Origin of the sequence: Sphingomonas sp. Leaf21 (genome assembly GCF_916858675.1) — a bacterium.
In the GTDB taxonomy this organism is placed as follows: Bacteria; Pseudomonadota; Alphaproteobacteria; order Sphingomonadales; family Sphingomonadaceae; genus Sphingomonas.
Genome location: NZ_CAKASM010000007.1, coordinates 1 through 24698 on the forward strand (window position 1 = coordinate 1; position 24698 = coordinate 24698).

The following is a 24698-nucleotide window of genomic DNA, read 5'->3' on the forward strand; positions in this document are numbered from 1 at the left end:
CTGTTCGGCAGCCATGCTGGCCGCCTTCAGGCAGAAACTCCACTTAGCAGCCTGTCCAGATTTGCCGAGCCACCTCTGACATTCATGTCCTTCTCGTCACTCCGGACCTGTTCCGGGGGTCTACCCGGCCGCGAACGCTGTCGATAGAAACTCGAACTGCGCCGTTTGCACGACCCGTGCACCCCGGGAACAACACTGGATAGCTTAATGTCGATCCGGTCTAGGCATTGTCTGCATTCAAGCGATTCCGTTTGAATGGAAGATCTGATTCAAGGTTGGCGAAGGGAGCCATGCCTTGAGCAGACGGACATTGACGGACGAACAGTGGCAGCGGATCAGAGGGCATCTGCCTGGGAGGGCAGGGCTGCGTGGGCGCAGCGGGGTGGACAACCGGCTGTTCATGGATGCGATTCCGTGGATGGCGGGCAATGCCGCGCACTGGCGTGATCTACCTGAGGTGTTCGGCAAATGGACGGCGGTGCATGCCCGGTTTCGACGTTGGTGGCATGCTGGAGTCTGGGAGCGGCTGCGATGGCCAACACGCCGGACTTTGAATATGACCTGATCGATAGCACGACTTCGAAAGTCCAGGCCGATGCGACCGGCGCAAAAGGGGGCTGAAGCTGCCGCGAGTGGTCGATGTCGCGGTGGCCCGACGACCAAACTACATGCCGCGTCGATGCCATCGGCCTGCCGATCCGCATCCATCCGACGCCGAGCCAATGGGGCAATCGTCCGCAAGCCGAAGCCCTGCTGGCAGGTGACGTGCTCCCCATTTTCAGGCCGCTGATAAGTTAGCTTCCGTGTCCTCATGCCCGTGGCTGGGGCGGTTCGTAAACTCGGCGGGTGCCATGCCGCCAAGGCTGCTGTGCGGACGCACGGTGTTGTAGTCCGTCCGCCATGCCTCGATGATCCGTCTCGCCGCAGCCAGCGAGGGGAACAGGTGCTCGTTCAGACATTCGTCGCGCAAGCGACCATTGAACGATTCCACGAAGCCGTTCTGCTGCGGCTTGCCGGGCGCAATGTAATGCCACTCGACGCCGGTGTCCTGACACCAGGCGAGCACGGCATGACTGGTCAGTTCGGTGCCGTTGTCGCTGACCACCATGCACGGCAGCCCGCGACGCTCGGCGATGGCGGTGAGCTCGCGCACGACACGCCGGCCTGACAACGAGGTGTCGACGATGCATGCCAGGCATTCCCGGCTGTAGTCGTCGATGACGTTGAGCACGCGGAACCGCCGGCCGCAGGCCAATGCATCCGATACGAAGTCGAGCGACCAGCGCTGGTTGGGACCCTGCGGAATCGCCATCGGCGCCCGCGTGCCCAACGCCCGTTTCCGGCCGCCACGCTTGCGCACCGTCAGCCGCTCCTCACGATACAGCCGGTACACCTTCTTCAGGTTCATCCCCTTGCCTTCGCGCCTGAGCAGGATCGCAAGCCGGCGATAACCGAACCGGCGACGCTCGTTGGCGAGTTCGCGCATCCGCTCGCGGACAGCATCATCCTTTCCGCGAAGCGGCTCATATTGCCACGCCGACCGGTTGACCCCCACCAGCCTGCAGGCGCGACGCTCGGAAAAGCCGTGGTCGGTCATCAGCTTCTCCACCGCAGCGTAGCGATCCACAGACCGGGTCAGTTTTTTCCCAGCAGATCCTTCAGCGCCGACACGTCCAGCATCGATTCCGCCAGCAGCTTCTTCAGCCGCCGGTTCTCGTCCTCCAGCGTTCGTAACCTCGCCGCTTCCGACACGGTCATCCCGCCGTACTTCGACTTCCAGTTGTAGAACGTCGCATCGCTGATGCCGTGCTTCCGGCACAGCTCGGCGGTCTTCACGCCAGCCTCGTGCTCACGCAGCACGCCTATGATCTGATCCTCGGTAAAACGGCCTCGCCGCATCGCTCGTCTCCATCTGACGAGCTAACTTATCAATGGCATGTTTTCCGGGGAGCACGTCAGCGTGGAAGGCGAAGTACGGCGGCATGGATGTGTCGCAGGCACGCAAGCTGAAGGTGCTCGAGGAGGAGAACGGCCGGCTCAAACGGCTGTTGGCGGATGCGATGCTCGACAATGCCGTGCTGAAGGAGGTGGCGGGAAAAAGCTGGTGAAGCCCACCGCTCAGCGGGAGGCTGTCGAGCATGCTCGGCAGCTGTTCGGCATCAGCGAGCGTCGGGCGTGTACCATCTTTGGCGTGGACAGGACGTCGGTACGCTACGCGCCCCGGCGTAGTGATGATAGCGACCTGCGGTCGCGGCTGCGCGAGATCGCGGCCGAACGTCGTCGCTTCGGCTACCGTCGGCTTGGGATCATGCTGGCCCGAGAAGGTCTGGTCATGAACCACAAGAAGCTGCTGCGGCTGTACAGCGAGGAGAACTTGCGGGTCAGGCGCCGGCGTGGCCGCAAGCGAGCGATGGGCACCCGAGCGCCTATGGCGCTGCCGCAGGGTCCGAACCAGCGCTGGAGCCTGGACTTCGTCAGCGACACGCTGATCAGCGGCCGTCGCATCCGCATCCTGGCAGTGGTCGACGACTTCACGCGGGAATGCCTGGCGCTGGTGGCGGGCACCTCGCTGTCAGGCGCACGTGTCGCTCGTGAGCTCGACGCCATCATCGCCGTCGGAGGCGTACCGCCGTTGATGATCGTCAGCGACAACGGCATCGAGCTGACCAGCCTGGCGATCCTCAGGTGGACGCAGGAGCGCCCTGTCGAGTGGCACTACATCGCGCCGGGCAAGCCGCAACAGAACGGCTACGTCGAGAGCTTCAACGGCCGCCTGCGCGACGAATGCCTCAACGAGACGCTGTTCGTGTCGCTCGGCCATGCCCGCGCAGTGCTGCGCCTCTGGCGCGACGACTATAACCATGTGCGCCCGCACAGTGGTGTTGGCGGGCTGACGCCCGCCGATGCTGCCAAGCGGGTTGTGCAACACCGCCCCGAGGGGCACCATACCAACCCCGGACTCCAGTTATGACTCGTAGAGCTTTGGGGAGCACGTCACAGGGCTCAAAGGCGTCGGCCACGTTATCACCGATACCGCTTATGACGGCGATCCGCTACGCAGCTTCATCGCCGATGACCTTGGCGGCACTGCCCATGTCAAGGCCAATCCCAGCCGCACCGCCAGGTCTGCCATCGACTGGTGCCTCCTACAAGGAACGCCATCAGGTCGAGTGCTTCTTCAACAGGCTCAAACGATTCCGTCGCATCGCGCTGCGCTGTGAAAAAACGATCTCCGCCTTCACGGGCTTCGTCCACCTCGCATGCGCCTTGATCTGGCTAAGGTGAATGCAGACAAACCCTAGCGCGATCCAAATCCAGTCAACATCGTCCTGACTGTACGAACAACGACAATCACATCAATCCATAGCGAAAAGTTTTTGATATAATAAAAATCGAAATGAAGTTTTTCACGTACCTGATCAACGTCTGCGACATGCCCCTGATGGACCTGTGCCCATCCCGTTATACCAGGCCGCACAATATGTCGGTAGCGATAGAACGGAATCTCGTTCTCATACCACCGAGACAATATCTCGGCTTCCGGCCTAGGCCCAATCCAGCTCATTTCTCCTTTGATTACATTCAGCAACTGGGGAAGCTCGTCCAGTCTGCTATGACGAAGAAATCGTCCAATGTTGGTAATCCGGTTATCGCCGCTTTTGGTAATCGCGTCGTCGCGGGCCACCTGATCTGTTTCAAGTTGAGCGACGGTCATAGTGCGAAATTTGTAAACCCAAAAGGGTTTTCCCTGGTAGCCAATTCTAATCTGTTTGAATATCACCGGGCCGGTACTATCAATTCTTATTATTAAAGCTATGACAATAAATAAAGGCATCAGCGTTAAAATTGCCAGAAACGCAAATATCCAGTCAATGACGTGCTTGACATTCATGTATGCGTATAAGGGACTTAAAGTACCAAAGCTATTCTCAGAAATTTTTTCAATTTCTACTTTTCCAGTTAAAGACTCTCTTAAATGTTTCGTATGGTATACCGGCACTCCCATCAACGCCAGAGAGGCTAAAAATCTCTCCCACTCGTCGGACAAGTCGCTTCGCAGATCGACACTTACCGAGTCGAGGTCATCAAGGGAATCGGAAGGATTATTCAGAAGCTTCCAATCAACGCCAGATATTTCGATGAGCCTTGCATACTCGCCTGTCGATACTACGCCAATGCGATGTTTCATGTACTTGTGAAGTATAGCACGTATTGAAAAAGACGCAGTTATATTAACAAAAAACACAGTTGTTAACAGTGATCTACTATATGGTATTCTAAATAGAACCAATATGAGCAGCAATAACCCATAAGATACGCAAAATGCTGGAACCTTATAGAAGGACTCTTCGACACCCGGATAGTTTCTTACATTTCGAAGGATATAGACAGCTATGGTTGATGCTATAATGCATCCAATTCCCGTGTAAGCGACTAGATTTAGACTATCAATCATAGGTGGAATAAAGAGAGACAGCATTAGGGAAGTTAGGGCGGTTGTTATCGCCAAATATAGAAATTCAAACCTAGCAATAAAGAAGACGGATTTTCTCCGCGCTCGATCTGTTCTCAGTGCATCCTTATACATCAAGTTTTTCATGTGTTTAACGCCGCAATACAGATGTTAAGCGCAGATGGCCGTTTACCGCTGGCATCAAGCCAAAAATAGCCGACCACGTATTCCGGGCGACGGCAGGATCTTTCCCGACCTGTCGATACTTTTATGGTTTCTTGCCGTCCCGTTATCCCCTATGTGCGAGCAATGTTGCTGCGTCATGGTTCCGCCCGTTGCGAACGCCCTAGCCTTTTCTTTGGCGTGCTGTCGATATTGATGGTCGTCCTTTGTGTCGCCGGGGGGGCGTCGAGGCCGGATGTTCTGGGCCAGGCCCCGGTCCGCATGGCCGCCGGACTTGCATTGTGCGTGGCATTCCTGTTTGGCGACCATCGCCAGATCGACGTTCCCAAACCGGTACTTTTTCTGCTGTTGGCCGCAATCGCTCTTCCGTTGCTGCAACTGCTGCCCCTGTCTCCCGCATTATGGAGCGGTCTTGCAGGACGTGAGCCTTTTCGACAGGCGGTAACCGGCGATCAGCCATGGCGGTCCTTGTCGATCGAACCCGGTGCAACCGTGAACGCGGCCGCATCGCTGTTGATACCGGCTGCCGTGCTCGCCCTGATTTCCGGCGTCCGGCCAACTGAAATGCCGCGCGTGATCGTGATCGTCCTGACCGTCATCGCTATCTCGGCGATCATTGGCCTTATGCAACTGTCCGGAATGGACGTGACCAATCCGTTCGTAAACGATACGCCGGGTGCGGTCAGCGGCCTATTCGCCAATCGTAATCATTTCGCGCTTTTCCTGGCGCTGGGTTGTCTGATCGCTCCGGTCTGGGCATCGCAGAACCGACGGCAGGCATCCTGGCGCATTGCGTTCGCACTGGGATTAGCGGTATTCTTCCTCATGTTGATCCTGGCCAGCGGATCGCGGGCAGGCTTGCTGGCTGGCGTGATCGGAACGTTGATCGGCCTGGGGATGATTCGAAAGGAAGTGTATCGGATATTGCGCCAAGTGCCGCCTTGGGTCGCAGGGGCGATCGTCGCAGCCGTACTGATCGGGGTAGCGACGCTGATCTGGCTGGCCATTGCTTCCGATCGTGCCGCGTCCGTGGACCGGGCGGTTGCCTTGAGTTCCAGTGAGGACATGCGCACCCGCGCCCTCCCCACCGTGATGTCGATGATTGGCACCTATCTTCCATTCGGGACCGGCTTTGGGAGTTTCGATACGGCGTTCAGGATTCATGAGCCGTTCGCTCTCTTGAAGCTAACCTATTTCAATCACGCACATAACGACTTTCTCGAGATCGTTCTCGATGGTGGTGTTCCAGGAGCGATCCTGCTGGCGGCCGGACTTGGCTGGTGGATGTTTGCTAGCGCCCGCGTGTGGCGTGGTCCGCGCGACGACGGCGCAATGCTGGGCCGCCTGGGCTCAGCCGTTTTGTTGCTCATCATCATCGCAAGCGCGTTTGACTATCCGGCGCGTACGCCCTTGATGATGTCGATCATCGTCCTTGCCGCTTTCTGGTTGGGCAGGCGTCCGACCGGTCGGGCATAGGCTGCTTTACCCGGGACTTTCCTGCTTCTATAGCGTCACTGTTTCACGTCGGGATTATCATGCGCTTCTGCGAGATTTGCATCGCCATCAGCCTAGCGGTCGTCATGGGCGGGTGCGCCAAACGCGCTCCACTTCAGTCAACCGCAAGCTTGACCGTCGTACCGGACGCTTCGTCCCTGCCGGCGCCGAAGCGTACCGATCTGGTCGCTGCGGACCGGCCTGCGCTGATTGGCCCGCTCGACACGATCGAGGTCGAGGTCATCAACATCCCGGAATCCAGTCGCGAGATGCAGGTTGATGCGAGTGGTCGCATCGCGATGCCGCTTGCCGGCACCATCTACGCTGGCGGAAAAACAGCCGAGGAACTGGCTCGCGCAATCGAAGAGAGCCTGCGGCGCCACTATGTTCGCGCACCCCAAGTGGTGGTCAACATCAAAAGCTCGGTAAGTCAGGTCGCGACGGTTGATGGACAGGTCCAGGAGCCCGGACTTTACCCCGTCACGAATCAGATGACATTGATGCGTGTAATCGCGTCCGCCAAGGGGCTGACCGAATTCGCACGACAGGACGACGTAGTCATCCTTCGAACCGTCGATGGCCACCGCATGGCTGGCCTTTATAACCTGACCGCTATCCAACGGGGTATGTACACCGACCCGCCGATCTACGCCAATGATGTGATTGTCGTGGGTGACTCACCGCAGCGACGCCTCTTCCGCGATCTTGTCTCGCTTTCGCCGTTGCTCGCCGCGCCATTGATCACGATTTTGCAAAAATAAGGTTCTACAGTGAACGTGATATCCCCGGCCCCGACCGACAATAATGCCCCCTTGGGCGTGCTGAATCCTGCGCGCACGCCATCGGAGTCGGAAACCACTCCACTGCTGCGCTATTATCTTCGTATCGCGATACGTTGGCGTTACGTCATACTTGGCGCAACGGTTGTTTGTGGTCTGCTGGGCCTGATCGTCACGTTGCTGATGACGCCGCAATATACGGCATCGGCGACGATCGAGATTTCGCGTGAGTCGGAAAGAGTAACCAATTTCCAGGGCGTGAACCCGGACACAAGCGTTGCGGATCAGGAATTCTATCAAACGCAATACGGCCTGTTAAAGTCACGGTCGCTTTCCGAGCGCGTAGCACAGCAATTGCGTCTTTCGGAAAGCGCGAACTTTTTCGATACATTTAAGTTTAAAAGCGATAGCCCGGCGTTTGAACAAGTAAATGGCCGTTACAATGCCCAAGGCCGTGCGACTCGCCTGCGAATTGCTGGTGAGATTTTGCGTGGGCACCTGAGGGTGGATCCGGCTCAATTGTCACGATTGGTCGAAATTCAGATCACAAGCCCCAATCCAGCACTATCCGCGCAAGTTGCGAACGCATATGCGGATAACTTCATCCAGACCAATCTAGAGCGGAAGGTCCAGGCTACATCCTACGGCCGCAACCTGTTGCAGCGCCAGATCGCCCAAGCTAAGGAGCGGCTGGACGAATCTCAGCGCCAGCTCGTCGGCTACGCCTCGGCACAACGCATCATCAACCTGCCCGGTCAGTCGAATGCGCAGGGTGCGACATCGGAACGTCCGATCGTAGCCGACGAATTACAGGCTTTGAACAGCGCGCTTTCCCAAGCGATCGCCGACCGGGTCCAAGCAGAAGCTCAATACCGCGAACAGGGGGCCAATGGCGCGTCCAGCGATGCGCTGCGCAACCAGGCGATAAATTCGTTACGTCAGCGTCGCGCCGAACTGGCAGGCGATTATCAGCGGCTGATGGTTCAGTTCGAACCGGAGTATCCGCCAGCTCGAGCTATCAAGGCGCAGATGGACCAGCTCGATCGCAGCATTGCTCGCGAGGAAGCTCGCGTTTCGGGATCGGCTCAGGCCGAGTTCCGATCCGCCGAACGCCGCGAGACAGAATTGCGCGCGCAGGTGGAGCGCTTGAAATCAAACTACCTAGACCTGCGCAATCGCAGTATCCAGTATAATATCTATCAGCAGGAGGTTGATACGAACCGTGCGCTTTACGATGCGCTTTTGCAGCGGTTCAAGGAAATCGGCGTGGCTGGCGGTGTCGGCATCAATAACATCGCCGTCGTGGATTCGGCGAACGTGCCGGAAGTGCCATCCAGTCCCCGGTTATTGCTGAATCTCGCGCTCGCTATCTTGGCTGGCTTAAGCCTCGGTGCGCTGCTCGCATTTGCGCTCGAACAGCTCGACGAAGCCATTGCTGATCCGCAAGAGGTGGAACAGCGGCTTGGCCTGCCCCTGCTCGGCACTGTTCCAAAGATCGAAGGTGTGGCTCCGCGCGAGGCGTTGCTCGATCGCAAGTCGGAACTGGTCGAGGCGTATCTGGCCATCCAAACCAGCCTTACCTTTGCGACCGAACACGGTGTCCCACGTTCGCTTGCCGTCACGTCGACCCGTCCTGCCGAAGGCAAATCCACCACGGCTCTCGCGCTTGCGACGATGATGGCGCGGTCACAGCGGTCGGTCGTTCTGGTGGACGGCGATATGCGATCACCTTCGTTACATGCGCTGGCCAGCATTGGTCACGAAGTCGGCCTGAGTAATTTCCTGGCCGGGCGGGATAATGTCGACGATCTGCTGGTGCGGCTCGATGACCTCGGTTTCACCATCATGACCGCCGGGCCTCTGCCGCCAAACGCGGCAGAGCTTCTGACCGGAAACAGGCTGAATCTGCTGCTCGAACAGTTGCTGGAACGCTTCGATCACGTCATCATCGACTCTCCGCCAGTCATGGGGCTGGCGGACGCGCCTTTGATCGCTAGCCGTGTTGAAGGCGTGATCTATGCGGTCGAGTCCCACCAAATCCGCTCCAGCCTCGTCAAAACAGCGTTGACTCGGCTGCAGACAGCTCATGCGCGGATATTCGGCGGCGTGCTGACAAAGTTCGAAGCGAAAAAGGCGTCATATGGCTACGGCTATGAATATGGTTATGGCTATGGTCGCGACAAGCGCAGCGAGGGGCAGGGCGGTTGAAACGCAGGTCGCGGCGTATTTTTGAATCCGGCAGGTCACGGGTTGAATGGACGGTTCGCGGTACGCTTGCGGCCGTCGCGTTGCTGGCCGGATGCGCGACCGCGAGCTGGAGCTTCGCCGACGCGGTCAGCAGGCAAAATCCAAAGCTGGCAAACATATTATCGCCCTGGGATGGCAGGATCACCGCATGGCACGCGAGTGAGTTGTTCAAGGCGGCACCATCGCCTGACCCGCAGTCGCCAGCGGCACGCCTGGCGCAAACGGCATTGCGACAGGATCCGACAGCAGTAGCCGCGATCAACGTCCTTGGACTTCAGGCACAGTTGCAGGGGAATGTCGACAAGGCGCGGCGCCTGTTCGCCTATTCCCAATTTCTCTCGCGTCGAGATCTGGCTACCCAACTTTGGGCGGTCGAGGACGCGGTTTCGCGCGGTAACGTTGCCAGCGCGCTGCGCCATTATGATACCGCCTTGCGAACATCGAAGTCGGCGTCCGCGCTGCTGTTCCCGGTCCTCTCATCAGCCATGACTGATCCCGCGATCCGGGGCAGCCTGATCGCGACGCTGGCAAAAAAGCCTGCCTGGACCGGCAATTTCATCGCTTATCTCGTCGATAACAACACCAATGCAGAGGCCACCGCGCACCTTTTTGCCGGACTTCGCAGCGCTCAGGTTCCGATATCGGCGGAAGCGGACGCCGCGGTTGTAAAAGGATTGATCGACAGTAACGCCATCGATGATGCATGGCGCTATTACGCGACAGCGCGGAAAGGCGCCGATCGACGTCGATCGAGAGATGCGGGGTTCGACGCCAATCTCTCGACCCCGTCACTGTTTGACTGGACGGCGGGCAGGGATCCCACCTTGGCCGCGTCGCTTCAGCGAAGTGAAAAGGGTGGAATATTCGCCTTTGCCACAACACCGGGCGCGGGGGGCGTTTTGCTGCAACAGACTCAGCTGTTACCGCCGGGCGACTATCGTCTCGACGGGCATAGCAGCTTCCTCGAGCAGCCTGAGCAGACATCGCCCTATTGGGTGCTGAGCTGTCAGGACGGACGCGAGCTCGGTAAGGTCGTGGTCACGAACTCTAGAGAGTCCAACGGCCATTTCAGTGGACGGTTGCGAGTGCCTGCGGAGTGTCCTGTACAGACATTGTATTTGATCGCCCGCCCTTCCGAAGCGGCGGCCGGGGTGGTCGGACAAATCGACCATGTGCTTTTGTCGCCAACTGACGGTGCGATCGCCAGCAAGGGTTGGTCCACGATGACGAACCCGCCCGAGAAGACCCGATGAAGTCGATGTCCGCACGGTTTGTCGTTCTGATCGCTATGGCGTTCGGATCGGCCTCTCCGCTTTCGGCCCAGCAGGCGACGACGTCACGAGATACGCGCACAGCTTATGGCAGACGACTGGATCAACAATCGACTCCTGAACTACAGCGACCGGCTGCCCGACGTCTGGACACGCGAGTCGAAAGTCGGATCAACAATCGATTGGAAACCCGCGTCGAACGCTATTCGGCATTGGCCGATCCGGTAGCATCACTTCGCAAAAGCGAGGCTGACGGTCGGCGACCCATGATCGTTCAGGCTCCGCTGCCTATTCCCGAGTGACTATAGGCGCTGGGCACGGCCCGTGCCCCGCCAAGAAGATACTTCAGGGCGCTCATCGTATGATAACGCATGTGACGGAGGCTTCGCCTGCTTGCGCGCGATGCGTCGTGGATGACAGCCGTCGTTCCGACCCAGATCGATTTGAAGCCGCACCGCTTCAGGTGGCGTGAGATTTCCACGTCCTCGAGATACATGAAGTAACGTTCGTCAAATCCGCCGATCGTGCAATAGATTTGGCTGGGGAAGAGTAGGAACATTCCAGCCAGCCAATCTACGGGCAGCATCGCTTCGTCGAGCCGATAATCGGCGCCGTTGCGGGAAGACAATCGGCGCTTTGCCAATCTCAACATGGTTGGGAAGCGCCGTGCGCTATCCTCAAGGCCACCATCAGGTGCAAGGACCCTTGGTCCGCAAACGCCAGCTTCAGGGTCGGCGAATGCCGCGATTAGACTTCCGGCGTGAAAATTTGCAAGGCGGATGTCAGGGTTGACGACGGCGAAGAATCTGCCTTTGGCGGCCCGGAATGCAGAATTGTGATTGGCGCCGAATCCCTTGGCCGCCTCGTTTCTGATGACCGTGAGTGGATAGACGGGAGATGAGGGCAGCCAGCGCTCGTCCTCGGGAATGTTGATCGTTACAATTACCTCGAACGACAACCCGTCACGCCATTCGTCCCGAGCAAGGTCGTCCAGCAGATTGGCGATGAGCGCGCCTTGCCCGTGACTGACGACCGAAACCGAAATATCGAAATCCAAATCTGGGGTACCCATACGCCTAGAGTCAGCCAAATATCATGAATAACAAAATCCGGGAAAAGCCGATCCTCGGTCTATACCTCGAGATGAACCAAAGTCGACCTATCGCCGAATGTCGGCCCTTCAGGAACCGCTTCAGAATAGTGAGATGATTTTGCGACAGTCTCCCCTGTCCAGTGAGCAGCAATTGATGCGCATGATCGAAACGACTGACTTTAGGCGAATTGAATATCAGTTTATTGATCTTCACGAAAGCCATCGCCAGACCGGTCTTGATCCCGACATGATTGGCCGAATGTTGACGGTATTGAATATGCGGCGTCCGATCATATGCGATCTTGTGGCCGGTAGCGGCCAGGCTGGCCAGCCACCAGTCGTGCATGAGGACCTTACGGCCGTCCTCCGGAAAGAAAATCTGCTGCAGGAATGACCGGTTCATCACGCAGGTGCAACCGGTCGCGAAGTTGCACAGTAGCGTAGCAACGAAAGAACGGTCGCCCGGGTGCGTGTAGCGGCCGATGGACCGAAGATGCTCGTCCACCAACTGCAAACTGGATGTGTAGAGACCCGGTTGGTCGATATCCAGCATCGAGATGGCGCGCGCCAGTTTTTCGGGAAGCCAGACATCGTCCTGATCGCATAACGCAATGAAATCCGCCTCTTCGCGTTGCGCCATCTGCATCAGCGCAAAAAAACTCCCCTGCGCACCCAGATTCTCACCCTGAATGACGCGGATTCGCGGATCATGTCGGCTGTGGAGATACTCCACCGTTCCGTCCGACGAACCGTCATCGCGAACGAGAATGTGCAGGTCGCCGTCGAGCCGTTGCGCCAGCACTGAATCGATCTGCGCTGGCAGGTATTTGGCGCCGTTCCAGGTCGAAAGGAGAACAAGGACCTTCGTCATGCCAGGGTCCGGTCCCTGGCGATCATATCGACCTGCCCGTTACGCTGGCTGTCGACCATCGCACCGAGCGCGATGATGAACGCTAGGATGGTCATGCCGACCAGATTGATGAGATAAGGATTGGTGGATGTCATCATGAATATGGCGGCGATTAGGGTCAGGATGTTCGCCCACTTCCCGGTCGCTTTCATGAGGCGCGTCGACCAGACGACGATTGCTGTCAATACGATGCAGCTGCCCACGATGCCGATTTTGGCCAAGAGCGCCACATAGGTAAGTTCATAGCTGTATGGAGCGTCGATAGATCGGATGACGATGGCGTTGGCACCTAGACCTGCCCCGAAAATCGGATGTTGCCAGAACAGCTGCATGAGTGAGAAATATTGCATGTAGCGTGCCGACGTCGAGGAAAGCTCGCTGCTCAATTCGAACACGCGCAGCTGTTGCATACTACCCATATAAGCAAAGGCTACACCCGAGACGATCGCCAACAGCGGAACGGCCAGAGCGGGGCGTTTTCGAAGCATCGACACGCCTATGATCAACGCCCCTACCCCTAAGAACGCGCGCGTACCGGTCGCAAAGATCGCCAACGCATAAAAGGCCGACCACCTGAAGTCGGTCTTATCCTTGTTGTGATAACACAACATTAGCGGGAACATAATGAAGTTTATCAACATAACGCGAAACGTACCATCCGGCATAGGACCAATATATACGCCAAGATCTGTATCATTCATCGATATGTAGAATGACCGCATGGCCAATCCGACACCTATATTTCCGAACAGGTTCGATGCGGCCCATACCATGATAACAATGGTAGCCATTGGCACCATAGACCATTTTATAATCTTAAAGTAATATTCATAACCATCATAACGAAAAAGTTGATAAAATGGAAGTATTAGTAAAATTGCAACAATAGGCTGAACTTCAGCCATCGACATATTGAGAGAAACGCCATTTAATTGGGGAACAATCCCTCCCCAGACGATGAGAAATAGACCGGCACTCAAAAGGAATACGATCTGCCAAGTTTCGGCGCGTCGTTGTACCAAGGTCGGCACGATCGACATGACGATCAGCGACGCTATCAGTACGCGGCGTACCGGAATATTGGAGACCCGAATGCCCAGTGGTCCCAGGAAAATGATATCGACGATCAACGCGATCGCCACGAACGACATCAGCCGGATCATGTTTATCCCTTCGGACCTCGACATATCGAGAGCGTCCTACCCTGTAGTCGCTTGATACCGTCCCGCAAAGACCGGTATGGAACTCGCTCAGGCATGATTGCCAACGGTCGACGAAAGAAAATCGGCAGGTTGGGTTATTCCCAGCACGTCCAGTGCCCAGGCGCGCAGGCTGTACTGCTGAACGATTTCAGACGGTAGCTTGATCATCGGGCCGGTGAGGAACGCGGGATCAATTGTCGGTTCGAGAGGATCGAGAATGTGGACGTTCGCAGGCCGATAGAAGTTGTATTTCGCAATATCCGCCCCCGTCGTTAGAAGCTTTCTGTTCGCACCGACGGTTTCGATCGCCCGCATGGTCAGGCCCGTCTGGCTGGGATGTGGAAGGTCTAGGATCGCCCGCGAGGCCAAGGTTCTTCCGACATATTCCGCAAAAGGTTGAGGACGTGAGAACACATCGCGTCCACCGTGACCTAGCCTGAGCTTGAGCCGAGTCCATCCGCCGGTTGAAAGATAGAGAAACGTAGACAGGCCGAGCGCCTTTGCTTGCTCGCGAATCCTGTCCACCTGTCGCAACCGTTCGTGATGGAGCCAGCCCACAAAACAAAGGTCGATCGTTGTTTCGACCGGCTGAGCTAGATGCAGTTCCGGCCGATAGAATAGCGGGCGAAGCGTGAAGCCCGGTTGGCTCGCGGCGTCCGCATGATCGAAGGTGAATACCCGGTCGAACAGCGCCTGACGGCGGATGAGATCGGGAAAGCGCGCCATGGAATCCCAATGATACGCCGTAAAACGGGCGTGGGGCTGGATGTCGCGCAAGGCATGGAGGAAGTCGTCGTCGAGTAGAGTCCCCTTGATGACGACGACATGATCGAGCCGCCCAAGCAAGCGTGCGCGTTCCAGCATCGCCGCGCGGTGCCGACGCAACGCGCCCTCTGTATCAGGAGAAAGCCGACGCCGCAGCGGCGCGAGGCGACCGCGCAGTTCGGGCGGCTGCTCGTTTTCAGCCCACACCTCCGCACCCAGCGATCGGAACTCGGCCGCGATCGCTGCTTCATAGTCATAGAAACCTATACCGATCAGCAGAATTTTCTGACTTTGAAGCAATGTCACCGATACAAGCCTTTGGACTTCAGCTCCTCGATCGAACGTTCAAAACCGTCCGCAGTCGGCGCTTGTTGCCGGACCCAGTCGACGAACCGTGCGATGCCGGTTTCGAAATCCACTTCAGGTCGATATCCGAGCACGCGTTCGGCTAGTGTCAAGTCGGCGTAATTGTCTCGGATATCGCCGATCCTGAAATTGCCCGTAATCTCGATCGCGCCGTCCGCGCCCAGCAATGCCTTGATCGTCCGCGCGACCGTTTCAACATCGGTACGTGCCCCGCTGCCAATATTGAGCGCAAGACCCGCCGCGGCGGGGGATTCGAGCGCCTGTACGGTCGCGGCGACGACATCGTTGATATAGACGAAGTCTCGGCTTTCCCGCCCGTCTTCGAAAACCGAAAGACCATGGCCGTTGCGCAATCGCGTCGAGAAGATCGAGAGGATGCCCGTATAGGGATTCTGTAGCGACTGGCCCGGACCATAGACGTTCTGATACCGTAGCGCGACGGCGTGAAGGCCTAGGCTCTTGCCGACCGTCAGGACCAGCTGTTCCTGCACTTGCTTGGTGATACCATAGACCGAAGTCGGATGGATGCGACTTTCCTCATCGGTTGGCAGGCAATCGGTAGACTGGCCGCAAACCGGGCATTTCGCCGCAAAGTCGCCGGCTGCCATGTCGGCTTCGCGTCGCGCCAGCGGATAGACGATCCCGTGTTCGGCGCACCGATGCCTTCCTTCCCCATAGATCGCCCTCGACGAGGCCACAACGATGCGCTCGACGCTGTGCGAGGTGTTGGTCAGCAGATCCAGCAGCTCGGCGGTGCCGCTGATGTTGACGTCGCTGTAGCGCGAGATCTCATACATCGATTGGCCGGTGCCGGTTTCCGCCGCGAGATGGACGATGGCCGTCTGTCCTTCGAGCGCACGCGCTAGGTCCGCGCGCGAGCGGACGTCGCCGGTCAGAACCTTAACTTCCGGTGGCAATATGCTCAGATCCGGCTTGCCGCCATGAATCTGGGGCGAGAAGTTATCCAGTATCGTCACCTGCTGCCCCTTGGCGGTCAGCGCGGCGGCAAGGCGCGAACCGATGAAGCCGGCCCCGCCGGTGATGAGCGTGTGTTGGGTTGTCATCAGAGAAACTCGCCTTCCGCATTTGTCTTGAGCCACTGCCCGCAGCGCACATCGAACCGTTTGATTATCCGGGCTGGCATTCCCGCGACGACGCACGCATCCGGGAACGATCCGCGGACGACGGCATTGGCACCTACAATGCAGTGATCGCCCAGGATCGTTCCAGCGAGGATACGAGCCCCCGCCCCGATGAAGCAGTTGCGCCCTATGCTGGTTTTGCGAACTGTAATGGCCTGATGCTGTACGTTGATACCGAGCGTTTCGTACCGATGATCAATATCGGTAATCATCGCGCCGTAGAGGATCGTCGTATCGTCGCCGATCGTCAGCGTGTCCGCAGCGGTGATGTGGCAGCTTTGCTGGAGGCTGACCCCATCGCCCAATCGGATCGTCGGCTGATATCGGGTGCCGGCATATTCGTCGACCGCTTCGATACGCGAACCGCGCCAGATCAGTACCCGCGCACCCAGCTCGATGAACTCGGGTGTCCAGAACAGCGGTGTCTGGACAATCGTGTCGCCGCCGCATTGCCGCAGCCGCCAGCTTCGAAATGTTGCCGTGATCAGTCGGTCCCGATTGAGCGCCAGCCATTGGAGGCGCCGCGACGGCGACATCCTCATCAGGCTCCGCAATATACGCGCGAGGTTCATCGTGTAGCGGCCGGCGCCAATTTTTCAGCCGAGATCGCGGTGAAGAAGGGCGGACGCATCATCCCCTCAATCCTGTCGAACGGCAACGAACACGTCCCCGTCCATGACAAGATTGCCCGGAGTTTCGAGACGCCGGAAATCAACCTTGAAACCGAGCGCTTCCAACTTGCCGAACAACGATCGACCGAAAACACGATAGGCAAGGATACCTCGGGTCAGCGGATCGCCGTGATAATGCGGCTCGCACAGAAAAACGTCGTCCGCTGTCGTTGTGTCGACCAGTTGCAGATCTTCCGCTCGGTTCTCGTCATAAGGAACGGTGAAGATATATGCGCCGCCGGTCCGCAGCACACGGTGGATTTCGGCATGGGCCGCGTCGCTGTCGCGCACATGCTCCATCACGTCGGACGTGAGCACGATGTCGAAGGACGAATCCTCGAAATCGATCCGCTCCAAATTGATGTTATGGTAATTTGGCTCGATAACGGCACCCCATGGGCGGTCCGGCAGATAGCTGCAGCGGACATATGATCTGTCCCCGCGCAACATGCGACTGATCGCGCTGAAGTTGTCGCTGTCGAGGACGCGCACGTCGCCCAGACCGTCCGCTGCAAGCGCCGCAACCGAATCATGACGGATCGAGGTCCGCCGATGCCAGTCGTCGAGCAGGGCAAGCGCAAGCGTGCGTTCCCGCATCGATGCGAAGCATTCCCGACATTGCAGTGTCTCTCTCATCTCTCCGATCTTGTGCTCGCGCCGAAGCGCCAGATCGGGGAAATCGTACAGGGGCGTCGTTTTTGCACCGCAGACCGGACAGTCAAAGTGCCGTCGGCGATAGCGCAGGAAATTGCCGAGATTGGTGGAGTTCACGCGCTTGGGGATCGTCGTTGGCGATTGGATCACCTGCTTGATGGTGCGCCCAACCAGACGCCGATTGCTCTTCATCGGCATCGCCCATCGGAGCAGGGCGTTGAGGGTCGACTTAGCGGTCATGGTGCTTCTCTGACGTGAGTGGCGCATGGTGCGAGATCGGGTTCTCGGCCATACCCGATTCCGTTCGTTCGGGGCGACAAATGATGCTTCGCAACCAAGGCATTGGGTGAAGCCTGTAACTGATCGCGAAGGTAAGGCACATCACAATAAATGCGGTCATGGCGAATGCCATCGCCGCGCCGTTCGCCCCCCGGATACCGATCAGGAGGTAGGCGATCGCTATATTCATAACCAGATTGAAAACAGTTATCATGGCGAGAATATGTGTTTTCTTCAAATAGAAGAGATAGTCGACCACCGTCATGTAGATGCCGTTGAACAAGAAGCCGAGGCTTAGCCAGAATACGGCGTTCATTGAGCTGTGATACCGTGAGTCGACTAGGAGACGATAGCCAATCGGAGTGACCAAGTTGAACAGTATAAAAAAGCCGAACAACCCCGCCCAGACGAAATAGGTGCTACGGACCACGTTTTCCTGGGAACCAGGTGCCGCGCTCGATAATCTGGAAAATAGGAACGGGACCCACGCTCTATTGAACGCGGTGAGCACCGTCAGCATGATGGTGGTCCACTGGACCGCAACGGCGTAGGTGCCGACTGCCGCCTGACCGATCAGTGTCACGATCAATAGCCGATCGCCTAGTCGAAGCGCATTGCTGGCGAGGTCGTGCGCCACCCCGCCGCCGCCGAAGCGGAATGCCCCGCGGAACTCCTCCGCCCTGAAGCGCCATACGATAAAGCCGCGCCGACGAAACCACATTACCGCGACCACTGACAGGACCGAACTCGAAACGGCAGCGGCAATGATGCGACCTTCCCAGCTCATTCCGAGCATCAGCACCAGCACGATGGTGCCGACGAAGTTGATCAACGCGCCCGAAAGTTCGATTGCGGCAAAACCCAGCGCCCTGTCGCGCATCGCTAGGATGGTTTGCGCCATCTGCGGCAGAAACAGGAGCAATGCCATCAGCGGGATCGCGATTACCCACCTCCTTGGTATGTCCAGCCAATGAGACAGCAAGACGTTCGCCAGCAAAAATAACATCGTCAAAAGGGTAACGTTGATCGCTGGCAGAAGAAGGACCGAAGAAAACATTTCTGAAAATTCGTCAGGCGAAACCTTGAAATACTGAACGCCGACATAGGATGTTGTGGCCCAGTTCAATATCGGCCCGATGAGGGCCACTACTGTGGTGATCGTCACCATGACACCATATTCACTCGGCGCCAGACTGTGCGTCAGGAACGGCATGAGCGCTAGCGGTAGTGCCCCGGCGGCAATGCTCGAACCGAGATAGATGACGAAGTTGCGACCCAGCTTCATGTTTTCCGCCCCAATAACGGATCCAAGAGTTCCCGCACGCGCTCTTGGTCGAAGCGTTGGAAAAAAGCACTGCCTTGAACGCCCGTGGCCGGACGTTCCAACTCGGCGGAGAGCGTATCCGCCGTGCCGACGACAGCAACCCCGGGCAACCCGAAGATGTCAGCGTGAATTTCATGGTCGTATCGAGGTACGATGCAGATTCGCCGCCCATGCTGCAGCGCTTCGTACACAACCGTGCTCTGTATCGCGACCAGATGCGACACGTCCTTCATAAGGCGCGATGCCGGCGTCATCGCGTCGCCGACCTCGACGTTCGGTTGGTCCGCGAAAGCGGCGACGATCGTGGAGGCGTCGGCCGCCTGGTTCGGATGCAGCTTGTAGATAACACGCCGGTGAGACAGCTTTGCCGCGACCTGTCGAGTCAGCTCCAACAGTTCCGTGTGATAGATGTTTGCGGTGATGACCATAATTGCGCCGAGCGGATGTTCAACCGCACCGAAGCCCGTGGCGAAATGATCGGTCCCCACCACCGCCTGTCGGCGAGCTGGATAATGACTGGTCGTTCCCCAGTATGGCGAAAAGGTTAGGAACAGGTCGGGCATCCCCGTTTGCCGACTATAATCGATTTCGCGCGAGTATGAATATGCCGGGTGTCCATGCCCGATCAATCCATGTTGAGCCTCGACGCTGGGCACGCCGGCTTCGCGTGCGACATGGAATAGCGCCTTTTCGATCCCGTTCTGCACCATCAGCAGCCCACGAGGATGCGCGACGTCGAAAAGCCGGCGATAGCCAGCTACCTGCCATGCGTACTGGCTGCGGATGCGGCGGATCAGCTCTTCCAGCATCGGCGCGCGCTGAGCATCCAAGCCAAAGGTGTCGATCAGAGTGGCAACCAGGGCGGATAGCGATCTTGGCACGGTACCAGCCCAACGAGCCGGATCATATTCGGGCAGGTGATAGCGCCGAGGCAAAGTATCGACGACCAGCATCCTTTCCGAGAACGCGGTGGCGATCGGATCGAACACCACGTCGTGCGACCGCCCCGCGACGATATTTCTCGGCACCCGGATCGCCAGCACGCTGCCAGGGTCGAACCTCGCCTTTGCCAAAAGTCCTTGTCGCAGCGCCCATCGGCGCAAGACCCCTAACTTTCGTCCGCGCGCCGGTGGAAGATGCGCAGACGAATATGTCAGGCCGGTGAGGCAACCGTAGAGATAGTAACAAGCTTCGAACCGAACAGAATCCCACCACAGTTCGTCGCCGACATTGTCTTCGAAAAGACCCGCGTCATGCTCGATCGCGTGGAAACGATCCATGAACACATTGATGTTCGTCCAGTTCATGAAAAGTTTTGTCCGAGTAAATTTCGGCGTACCGGTGAGTGGGATTCGCGTAACAATCTTGGGTCGGGTCAGTGGCGCTCTATCACACTGTCCTCAGCTCACGGTTTCACGTAGTTCCCAGCCATTACCCGACTTTTTCCACAAATGAGGCGAGCGGAACGAATCCACCGTTTCCCAGAATTGTGCATCCGTAAGCCCGATATATTCGAGGAATTCAGGATAATACCGCGAAGGAAATTCCTGATCGTACTTTCTAACGAGATGGACCGCCTCTTGACGCGTGATCTTTCCGTTACGCACTTCCTGCGCTGCATCATAAGTCGCACGACCGATACCGAATTTTATGAGCGTCGTAAAATAATGGAACATGTCGATCTTGTCGTCGATGCTCGAATATTTCGAATATGTACCAGGTGTGCGTTCGGGGTTGGCCTGGAAGCCGGTATGCTCGACCGCATAATAATAGCACTCCTGCGGATCCCACGGCAGATAGAAGCCCAGGTAATGAACCTCGACGCCAGCCTCTTCCAGGCTTTCCGCCGTCGGCGGGATATAGGGTGCGAAGTCGTTCAGCTTGTAGTCGTAATCCTTGATGATATTGCCGATGCTGACACCGCCGAGCATCATTTCCAAGGGGTCCTGAGCAGAGAAGAACTTGCGATCCATGGTCGGCTTGTAGTTCTCATTCGGATCATTGCCGTACTCGGCTTGATTCTCACCGTACATCACCAGCTGCACGCCGTATTTTAGCGCGATTGACGGACCGATAATCCGCTGTCCCACGATGAACGGTTGAAAAGGGTGTAGCAAATTCTCGAAGGCAAGCTTCGTCAGAAGCCGGTGCAGACGCCCGTTCGGCGTGAACAGGAGGTTATCGTGACCCCCTTCATGAATCCAGTTGGTAAAGTTCTGCCAACCTATATCAGTATACAGATGCGGCGCCCATGTAACGGTCAGCGGGTTCATGCCATATCGGTACTTCAGCACGTGCGAGGTGTAAGCGCTGTCTTTGCCGCCGCTTCCTGGAACGACCATGTCATAGCTTCCGTCGTTGCGACGAAATTTGTCTAGCGTTGCAACCAGTTGATCTTCGCGATGTTTCCAGTCGATACCCTGCGCCTTGACCTGATGGTAACGACAGGCGTCGCAGATGCCGTCATCGCCGAAGCCAATGGTCTTTTTCTGATCGCTCTTACTATGCTTGAACTCTACGGTCGAACTCGGCCGTTGGTTCGAAATTACGCAGCTGCGGCAGAACTGAACCTTTGGCGAAAGACCAAAAAAAGCTTCGAGCTCTTGGTTGTCGGCCATGATCTTATCGTCCTTTCGATACGAAGTTGCTGAGGAGCTTCAGACCGGCAGGTCCGCTCTTCTCAGGATGAAATTGGGTGCCGATCACGTTGCCATGCGTCATGACGGCAGCGAAAGCCAAGCCGTCATGATCGGCCAACGCCGCGACACCGACCTTTGCGTTCTGCACCGCAAAGGAGTGGATGAAGTAGAAGCGGTCGTCATCTCCGATCCCGTCGAAGAACCAGTCTAGCACGCCGCTCACCCGACGTAGCGGCTTCCATGCGACATGCGGCAGGCGGAGTCGTTCGCCGCCATCCGACCGTTCGAGCCTGGTGACCGTGCCGGCCGTCAAGCCGAGGCCGGGCGTATCGCCGAATTCGAAGCTGCGCGTCGTCAGCATCTGCATGCCAAGGCAGATACCAAGAAGCGGGGTACCGGCCGCCACTGCCTGGTGTACTACCGCAGACAAGCCTCGCGCTTCGAGTTCGGCCATTCCATGCCCGAACGCGCCAACCCCCGGGAGGATCAGTCGGGGACAATCAAGCAACTGAGCCGGGTCGGAGGTGATGAGCGGAATGCCGCCGACCCGTTCAACCGCGCTCTGGACGCTGCGCAGGTTGCCGACCCCATAGTCGATGATTCCGGTAAGCGCATTCGCGGTCATACTGTCATTCCTGGTAAGCGCGGGCGGCCTGACGTAGATCGTCCACGGTGGCGCGCTCATAATGAAGAACCGAGGCAAAGGCGATTGCTGATGGACGGGTACGTGACAACAGGGCATCCAGATGCGCCTGCTTCCCATAGCCGCCGGACACGATCAGCGGTCGGGAAATCGCGACATTCATCTGTTCGATCAAGTCGACATCGAAACCGCGACCCGTTCCTTCCTGATCGACGGAGGTCAGAAGGATTTCGCCGACGCCAGCCCGTTCCAGTTCGTTAGCCCAGCTGATGACGTCGCGATCCGTCGGTTCACGTCCATTGTCGACATATGCCTTCCATGTGCCGTCTCGCTTCTTCGCTTCGATCGAGCCGACCAAACACTGCGAGCCGAACTTTCGCGCGATCTCCTCGATCATGTGGATGTTGCGGAACGCGCCCGTATTGATGACGACCTTGTCGGCGCCAGCGCCCAAGGCCTTCGACACATCCTCTACCGTGCGAAGCCCGCCGCCGACCGCGATTGGGACGAACACGTCGCGACATGCCGCCTCAATGATATGATACAGGTTGTTGCGGTCGTAGAGGCTGGCGACGGCGTCCATGAAGACAATCTCGTCGATCCCCTGTTCGTAATATGCCTTAGCTAGGCGATTGGGATCGCCGACCTTGCGCAAACCTTCAAGGTGAATGCCCTTGATGACGTGCTCGTTCTTGATGTCGAGCCTTGCAATAAGTCTCATCTTATAGGTCAATCCTGGTAGCGGCAGATGATCGTTCCTTGATCATCTGTCCTTCGACGCTTTGAAAATCGGCCTCATTATCAATGTCGAACGACCGGCTCGCTGGCATTTCGAACGCGCCGACGCATTCGCTCGGAAACCCGCCTGTCGCCATGAAACGGGCTGCGGAAAAGATATAGACCGCGCCGTTGGGGCCATATACCGGCGGCAGCGACTGCCGGTTCTGAAAACCATATGCGGTGTTACGGAGCCCGGTGAACCGATCGCCCTCCATCATTCCGTATTTCAGCACGCCTCGGTCGCGCTCGACCACACTCATCACCAGATCGTGCCGACCCTGTTCGAACAGCGCGATCGCGGAATGGACATCCGCATCCGTCCGTAGCGGAGATGTCGCCTGCAGCAGCAAGATATCCTGATGGAAAAGCTTCTGCGATCTGATCAGGTGCGTGATCACCGATGCGATCGGCGTGTCGTCCGCCGCCAGCTCCGAAGGGCGCCGACAAAGGATGCAGCCATCCGGCAGATCGTCTTGGCGGATTTCCGCGATATCCGTCGTCAACAGCACGCGACCGGCGGTACGTAGCCCCTGCCGTACCGCATGCATGTAAAGCGGCATCCCTGCCAGCGGACGAATATTCTTACCCGGCAGCCCCTTGGACCCGGCCCGTACCGGCACGACGGCAATGAGCACATCATTCGCGTCGGAATAGCTCATTCCGCGAAATATTTCTGCAGCGGACGCGACCAGAACGCCTCGCTATCAAGAAGCTCGACGAACCGTTCGGCCGCATTGCCGGACCCGAAACTCTGGCTGCGCGGCAAGCGCCTTCCCCAAGCCTCGGCGAGGAAGCGATTGATGGTCGCGCGATCGGTTGCCGCGGCATTCCATAGCGACGGCGCTTCCCCGCGATTTGCCTGGCGGGTGCCAACGTCAAGTGAGGGGACGCCCAGGAACGGCGCTTCGCGCACACCCATGCTCGAATTGCCGATGATCGCATTCGCATTGCGCATCAGTTCGGAGAAAAAGGCGAAACGCATCGACGGCAGGACACGGAACCGGTCCGTCGGCAGCGTCTCAATCACGCGCAGGATAGCGTCCGATCCCGGATCGTTGTTAGGAAGGATCACGACGAAGTACCGGGACGAGGCGATCAGTGCGTCGAACAACGCTTCGGCCTGGGCGCCGATCGTACTTCGTTCGGACGTTACCGGATGGAAGACGCATATGCCGTAATCGGAGCTTCGTATCTCGTAACGGTCGAGCACTTGGTCGATCGTTACGCCCGACGGCTGATCATGGATATCGAGCTCCGGCGAACCGATTACATGAATCGTCTCCGCCATTTCCCCAAGCCGGGCCACTCGTGCACCGGCTTCGTCGGAACTGACCAGATGCACCGATGCCAGCTTGGTATTGCAATGCCGGAACTGCTCGTCGATTGTGCCCGAAACCTCTCCGCCCTCGACATGCGCGCAGCGGATATAGTTGGTGGCACATACTAGCGAACAGGCCAGCGCCTCCACCCGGTCGCCATGAATGACGACCAGGTCGGGGACGTATTCCTGCAGGAAGTCGGAGAAACCGACGACCGTCTTAGCCAAGATGATGTCTTGGGGATCGCCGTCGCGCTGGTTGGTGAACTCGACGACGTTGAAACGCGACTGACTGTGAACCTCCGCCTTTGTCAGTCCGTATTTCTCCATCATATGCATACCCGTGACGAAAAACGTCACGCTGTGCCCCGCCTCCAGCGATGCCAGCGCCAGCGGCTCAAGCTTGCCGTAATCGGCACGTGTGCCGGTCACGAACAGAAGGTTCCGTCGGGCGGAAGGCGGCCTTTGCACGTCGCTCATCTTGT

At 57.7% G+C, this 24698-nt stretch carries 20 protein-coding genes and 3 pseudogenes; 7 read left to right on the forward strand and 16 right to left on the reverse strand.

The genetic code is table 11. From position 1 onward, the window contains the following. Positions 1-295: 295 nt before the first annotated feature. A pseudogene (locus LRP66_RS08140) lies at positions 296-762 on the forward strand (IS5 family transposase); the annotation flags it as partial. Positions 763-778: 16 nt separating this feature from the next. On the opposite strand, the gene LRP66_RS08145 reads toward LRP66_RS08140, so the two are convergent. After that, positions 779-1899, reverse strand: a protein-coding gene (locus LRP66_RS08145; protein WP_443026671.1) for an IS3 family transposase whose coding sequence is annotated in 2 segments (ribosomal slippage) — positions 779-1650 and positions 1650-1899 — 1122 coding nt in all. Because the reading frame shifts where the segments join, the coding sequence is not laid out codon by codon here. Between the two features lie 62 nt (positions 1900-1961). Between LRP66_RS08145 and LRP66_RS08150 the strand changes: the two are divergent. Together LRP66_RS08150 and LRP66_RS18330 are read left to right on the forward strand one after the other, a co-directional pair. Next, positions 1962-2971, forward strand: a pseudogene (locus LRP66_RS08150) (IS3 family transposase); the annotation flags it as partial. A 22-nt stretch (positions 2972-2993) separates the two neighbouring features. Next, a pseudogene (locus LRP66_RS18330) lies at positions 2994-3285 on the forward strand (transposase); the annotation flags it as partial. A gap of 13 nt (positions 3286-3298) precedes the next feature. Here LRP66_RS18330 and LRP66_RS08160 read toward each other — a convergent pair. After that, positions 3299-4189, reverse strand: a complete 891-nt coding sequence (locus LRP66_RS08160; protein WP_230482002.1) for a sugar transferase — start codon at positions 4187-4189, stop codon at positions 3299-3301. Positions 4190-4762: 573 nt separating this feature from the next. Between LRP66_RS08160 and LRP66_RS08165 the strand changes: the two genes are divergently transcribed. The 4 genes from LRP66_RS08165 to LRP66_RS08180 are packed head-to-tail and all read left to right on the forward strand — an operon-like array spanning position 4763 to position 10409. Next, a complete protein-coding gene (locus LRP66_RS08165) occupies positions 4763-6112 on the forward strand; it encodes an O-antigen ligase family protein (RefSeq protein WP_230482003.1) in 1350 nt (449 codons plus the stop codon). 59 nt (positions 6113-6171) lie between these two features. Next, the gene (locus tag LRP66_RS08170) at positions 6172-6891 is read left to right on the forward strand and encodes a polysaccharide biosynthesis/export family protein (RefSeq protein WP_230482004.1); all 720 of its coding nucleotides are present in this window, start codon (positions 6172-6174) and stop codon (positions 6889-6891) included. 9 nt (positions 6892-6900) lie between these two features. After that, positions 6901-9117 carry a GumC family protein gene (locus tag LRP66_RS08175; protein WP_230482005.1) on the forward strand — a complete coding sequence of 739 codons (2217 nt, stop codon included), beginning with the start codon at positions 6901-6903 and terminating at the stop codon, positions 9115-9117. Next, positions 9114-10409 (forward strand): hypothetical protein, encoded by a 1296-nt coding sequence (locus tag LRP66_RS08180; RefSeq protein WP_230482006.1) that lies wholly within the window; start codon positions 9114-9116, stop codon positions 10407-10409. The genes LRP66_RS08175 and LRP66_RS08180 overlap by 4 nt, the downstream gene beginning before the upstream one ends. Before the next feature lie 292 nt (positions 10410-10701). Here the strand turns inward: LRP66_RS08180 and LRP66_RS08185 are convergent, their stop codons facing one another. From LRP66_RS08185 to neuC, 14 genes are all read right to left on the reverse strand, one after another. Further along, positions 10702-11484 (reverse strand): glycosyltransferase, encoded by a 783-nt coding sequence (locus LRP66_RS08185; protein ID WP_230482007.1) that lies wholly within the window; start codon positions 11482-11484, stop codon positions 10702-10704. A gap of 25 nt (positions 11485-11509) precedes the next feature. Next, positions 11510-12391: a glycosyltransferase family 2 protein gene (locus LRP66_RS08190; RefSeq protein WP_230482008.1), complete on the reverse strand. Its 882-nt coding sequence runs from the start codon at positions 12389-12391 to the stop codon at positions 11510-11512. After that, positions 12388-13593 (reverse strand): hypothetical protein, encoded by a 1206-nt coding sequence (locus tag LRP66_RS08195; RefSeq protein WP_230482009.1) that lies wholly within the window; start codon positions 13591-13593, stop codon positions 12388-12390. The genes LRP66_RS08190 and LRP66_RS08195 overlap by 4 nt, the downstream gene beginning before the upstream one ends. 87 nt (positions 13594-13680) lie before the next feature. Beyond that, positions 13681-14703 (reverse strand): hypothetical protein, encoded by a 1023-nt coding sequence (locus LRP66_RS08200; RefSeq protein WP_230482010.1) that lies wholly within the window; start codon positions 14701-14703, stop codon positions 13681-13683. After that, entirely contained in the window at positions 14700-15827 is a 1128-nt protein-coding gene (locus tag LRP66_RS08205; RefSeq protein WP_230482011.1) for an NAD-dependent epimerase/dehydratase family protein, read from the reverse strand. The genes LRP66_RS08200 and LRP66_RS08205 overlap by 4 nt, the downstream gene beginning before the upstream one ends. Then, the gene (locus LRP66_RS08210) at positions 15827-16447 is read right to left on the reverse strand and encodes an acyltransferase (protein ID WP_230482012.1); all 621 of its coding nucleotides are present in this window, start codon (positions 16445-16447) and stop codon (positions 15827-15829) included. The genes LRP66_RS08205 and LRP66_RS08210 overlap by 1 nt, the downstream gene beginning before the upstream one ends. Positions 16448-16543: 96 nt before the next feature. After that, positions 16544-17470 (reverse strand): class I SAM-dependent methyltransferase, encoded by a 927-nt coding sequence (locus LRP66_RS08215; RefSeq protein WP_230482013.1) that lies wholly within the window; start codon positions 17468-17470, stop codon positions 16544-16546. Then, complete coding sequence (locus LRP66_RS08220; RefSeq protein WP_230482014.1) at positions 17460-18794, reverse strand: lipopolysaccharide biosynthesis protein; 1335 nt, start codon at positions 18792-18794, stop codon at positions 17460-17462. Before LRP66_RS08220 ends, LRP66_RS08215 begins: the two co-directional genes overlap by 11 nt. Beyond that, positions 18791-20140 (reverse strand): hypothetical protein, encoded by a 1350-nt coding sequence (locus LRP66_RS08225; RefSeq protein WP_230482015.1) that lies wholly within the window; start codon positions 20138-20140, stop codon positions 18791-18793. Before LRP66_RS08225 ends, LRP66_RS08220 begins: the two co-directional genes overlap by 4 nt. A 93-nt stretch (positions 20141-20233) precedes the next feature. After that, positions 20234-21451 (reverse strand): N-acetyl sugar amidotransferase, encoded by a 1218-nt coding sequence (locus tag LRP66_RS08230; protein ID WP_230482016.1) that lies wholly within the window; start codon positions 21449-21451, stop codon positions 20234-20236. 4 nt (positions 21452-21455) lie between these two features. Next, positions 21456-22097 carry an imidazole glycerol phosphate synthase subunit HisH gene (hisH, locus tag LRP66_RS08235; RefSeq protein ID WP_230482017.1) on the reverse strand — a complete coding sequence of 214 codons (642 nt, stop codon included), beginning with the start codon at positions 22095-22097 and terminating at the stop codon, positions 21456-21458. Between the two features lie 4 nt (positions 22098-22101). After that, complete coding sequence (hisF, locus tag LRP66_RS08240) at positions 22102-22836, reverse strand: imidazole glycerol phosphate synthase subunit HisF (protein WP_230482018.1); 735 nt, start codon at positions 22834-22836, stop codon at positions 22102-22104. Between the two features lies 1 nt (position 22837). Further along, a complete protein-coding gene (locus tag LRP66_RS08245) occupies positions 22838-23554 on the reverse strand; it encodes an acylneuraminate cytidylyltransferase family protein (RefSeq protein WP_230482019.1) in 717 nt (238 codons plus the stop codon). Beyond that, a complete protein-coding gene (neuC, locus tag LRP66_RS08250) occupies positions 23551-24693 on the reverse strand; it encodes a UDP-N-acetylglucosamine 2-epimerase (protein ID WP_230482020.1) in 1143 nt (380 codons plus the stop codon). Before neuC ends, LRP66_RS08245 begins: the two co-directional genes overlap by 4 nt. Positions 24694-24698: the final 5 nt, after the last annotated feature.

What these genes read in the sequence shown, in the direction of transcription:
- LRP66_RS08160 (WP_230482002.1), bottom strand. Translation starts at nt 4,189, where the DNA reads ATGAAACATCGCATTGGCGTAGTATCGACAGGCGAGTATGCAAGGCTC.
- LRP66_RS08165 (WP_230482003.1), top strand. Translation starts at nt 4,763, where the DNA reads ATGTTGCTGCGTCATGGTTCCGCCCGTTGCGAACGCCCTAGCCTTTTC.
- LRP66_RS08170 (WP_230482004.1), top strand. Translation starts at nt 6,172, where the DNA reads ATGCGCTTCTGCGAGATTTGCATCGCCATCAGCCTAGCGGTCGTCATG.
- LRP66_RS08190 (WP_230482008.1), bottom strand. Translation starts at nt 12,391, where the DNA reads ATGACGAAGGTCCTTGTTCTCCTTTCGACCTGGAACGGCGCCAAATAC.
- LRP66_RS08195 (WP_230482009.1), bottom strand. Translation starts at nt 13,593, where the DNA reads ATGATCCGGCTGATGTCGTTCGTGGCGATCGCGTTGATCGTCGATATC.
- LRP66_RS08205 (WP_230482011.1), bottom strand. Translation starts at nt 15,827, where the DNA reads ATGACAACCCAACACACGCTCATCACCGGCGGGGCCGGCTTCATCGGT.
- LRP66_RS08210 (WP_230482012.1), bottom strand. Translation starts at nt 16,447, where the DNA reads ATGAGGATGTCGCCGTCGCGGCGCCTCCAATGGCTGGCGCTCAATCGG.
- LRP66_RS08215 (WP_230482013.1), bottom strand. Translation starts at nt 17,470, where the DNA reads ATGACCGCTAAGTCGACCCTCAACGCCCTGCTCCGATGGGCGATGCCG.
- LRP66_RS08220 (WP_230482014.1), bottom strand. Translation starts at nt 18,794, where the DNA reads ATGAAGCTGGGTCGCAACTTCGTCATCTATCTCGGTTCGAGCATTGCC.
- LRP66_RS08225 (WP_230482015.1), bottom strand. Translation starts at nt 20,140, where the DNA reads ATGAACTGGACGAACATCAATGTGTTCATGGATCGTTTCCACGCGATC.
- LRP66_RS08230 (WP_230482016.1), bottom strand. Translation starts at nt 21,451, where the DNA reads ATGGCCGACAACCAAGAGCTCGAAGCTTTTTTTGGTCTTTCGCCAAAG.
- hisH (WP_230482017.1), bottom strand. Translation starts at nt 22,097, where the DNA reads ATGACCGCGAATGCGCTTACCGGAATCATCGACTATGGGGTCGGCAAC.
- hisF (WP_230482018.1), bottom strand. Translation starts at nt 22,836, where the DNA reads ATGAGACTTATTGCAAGGCTCGACATCAAGAACGAGCACGTCATCAAG.
- LRP66_RS08245 (WP_230482019.1), bottom strand. Translation starts at nt 23,554, where the DNA reads ATGAGCTATTCCGACGCGAATGATGTGCTCATTGCCGTCGTGCCGGTA.
- neuC (WP_230482020.1), bottom strand. Translation starts at nt 24,693, where the DNA reads ATGAGCGACGTGCAAAGGCCGCCTTCCGCCCGACGGAACCTTCTGTTC.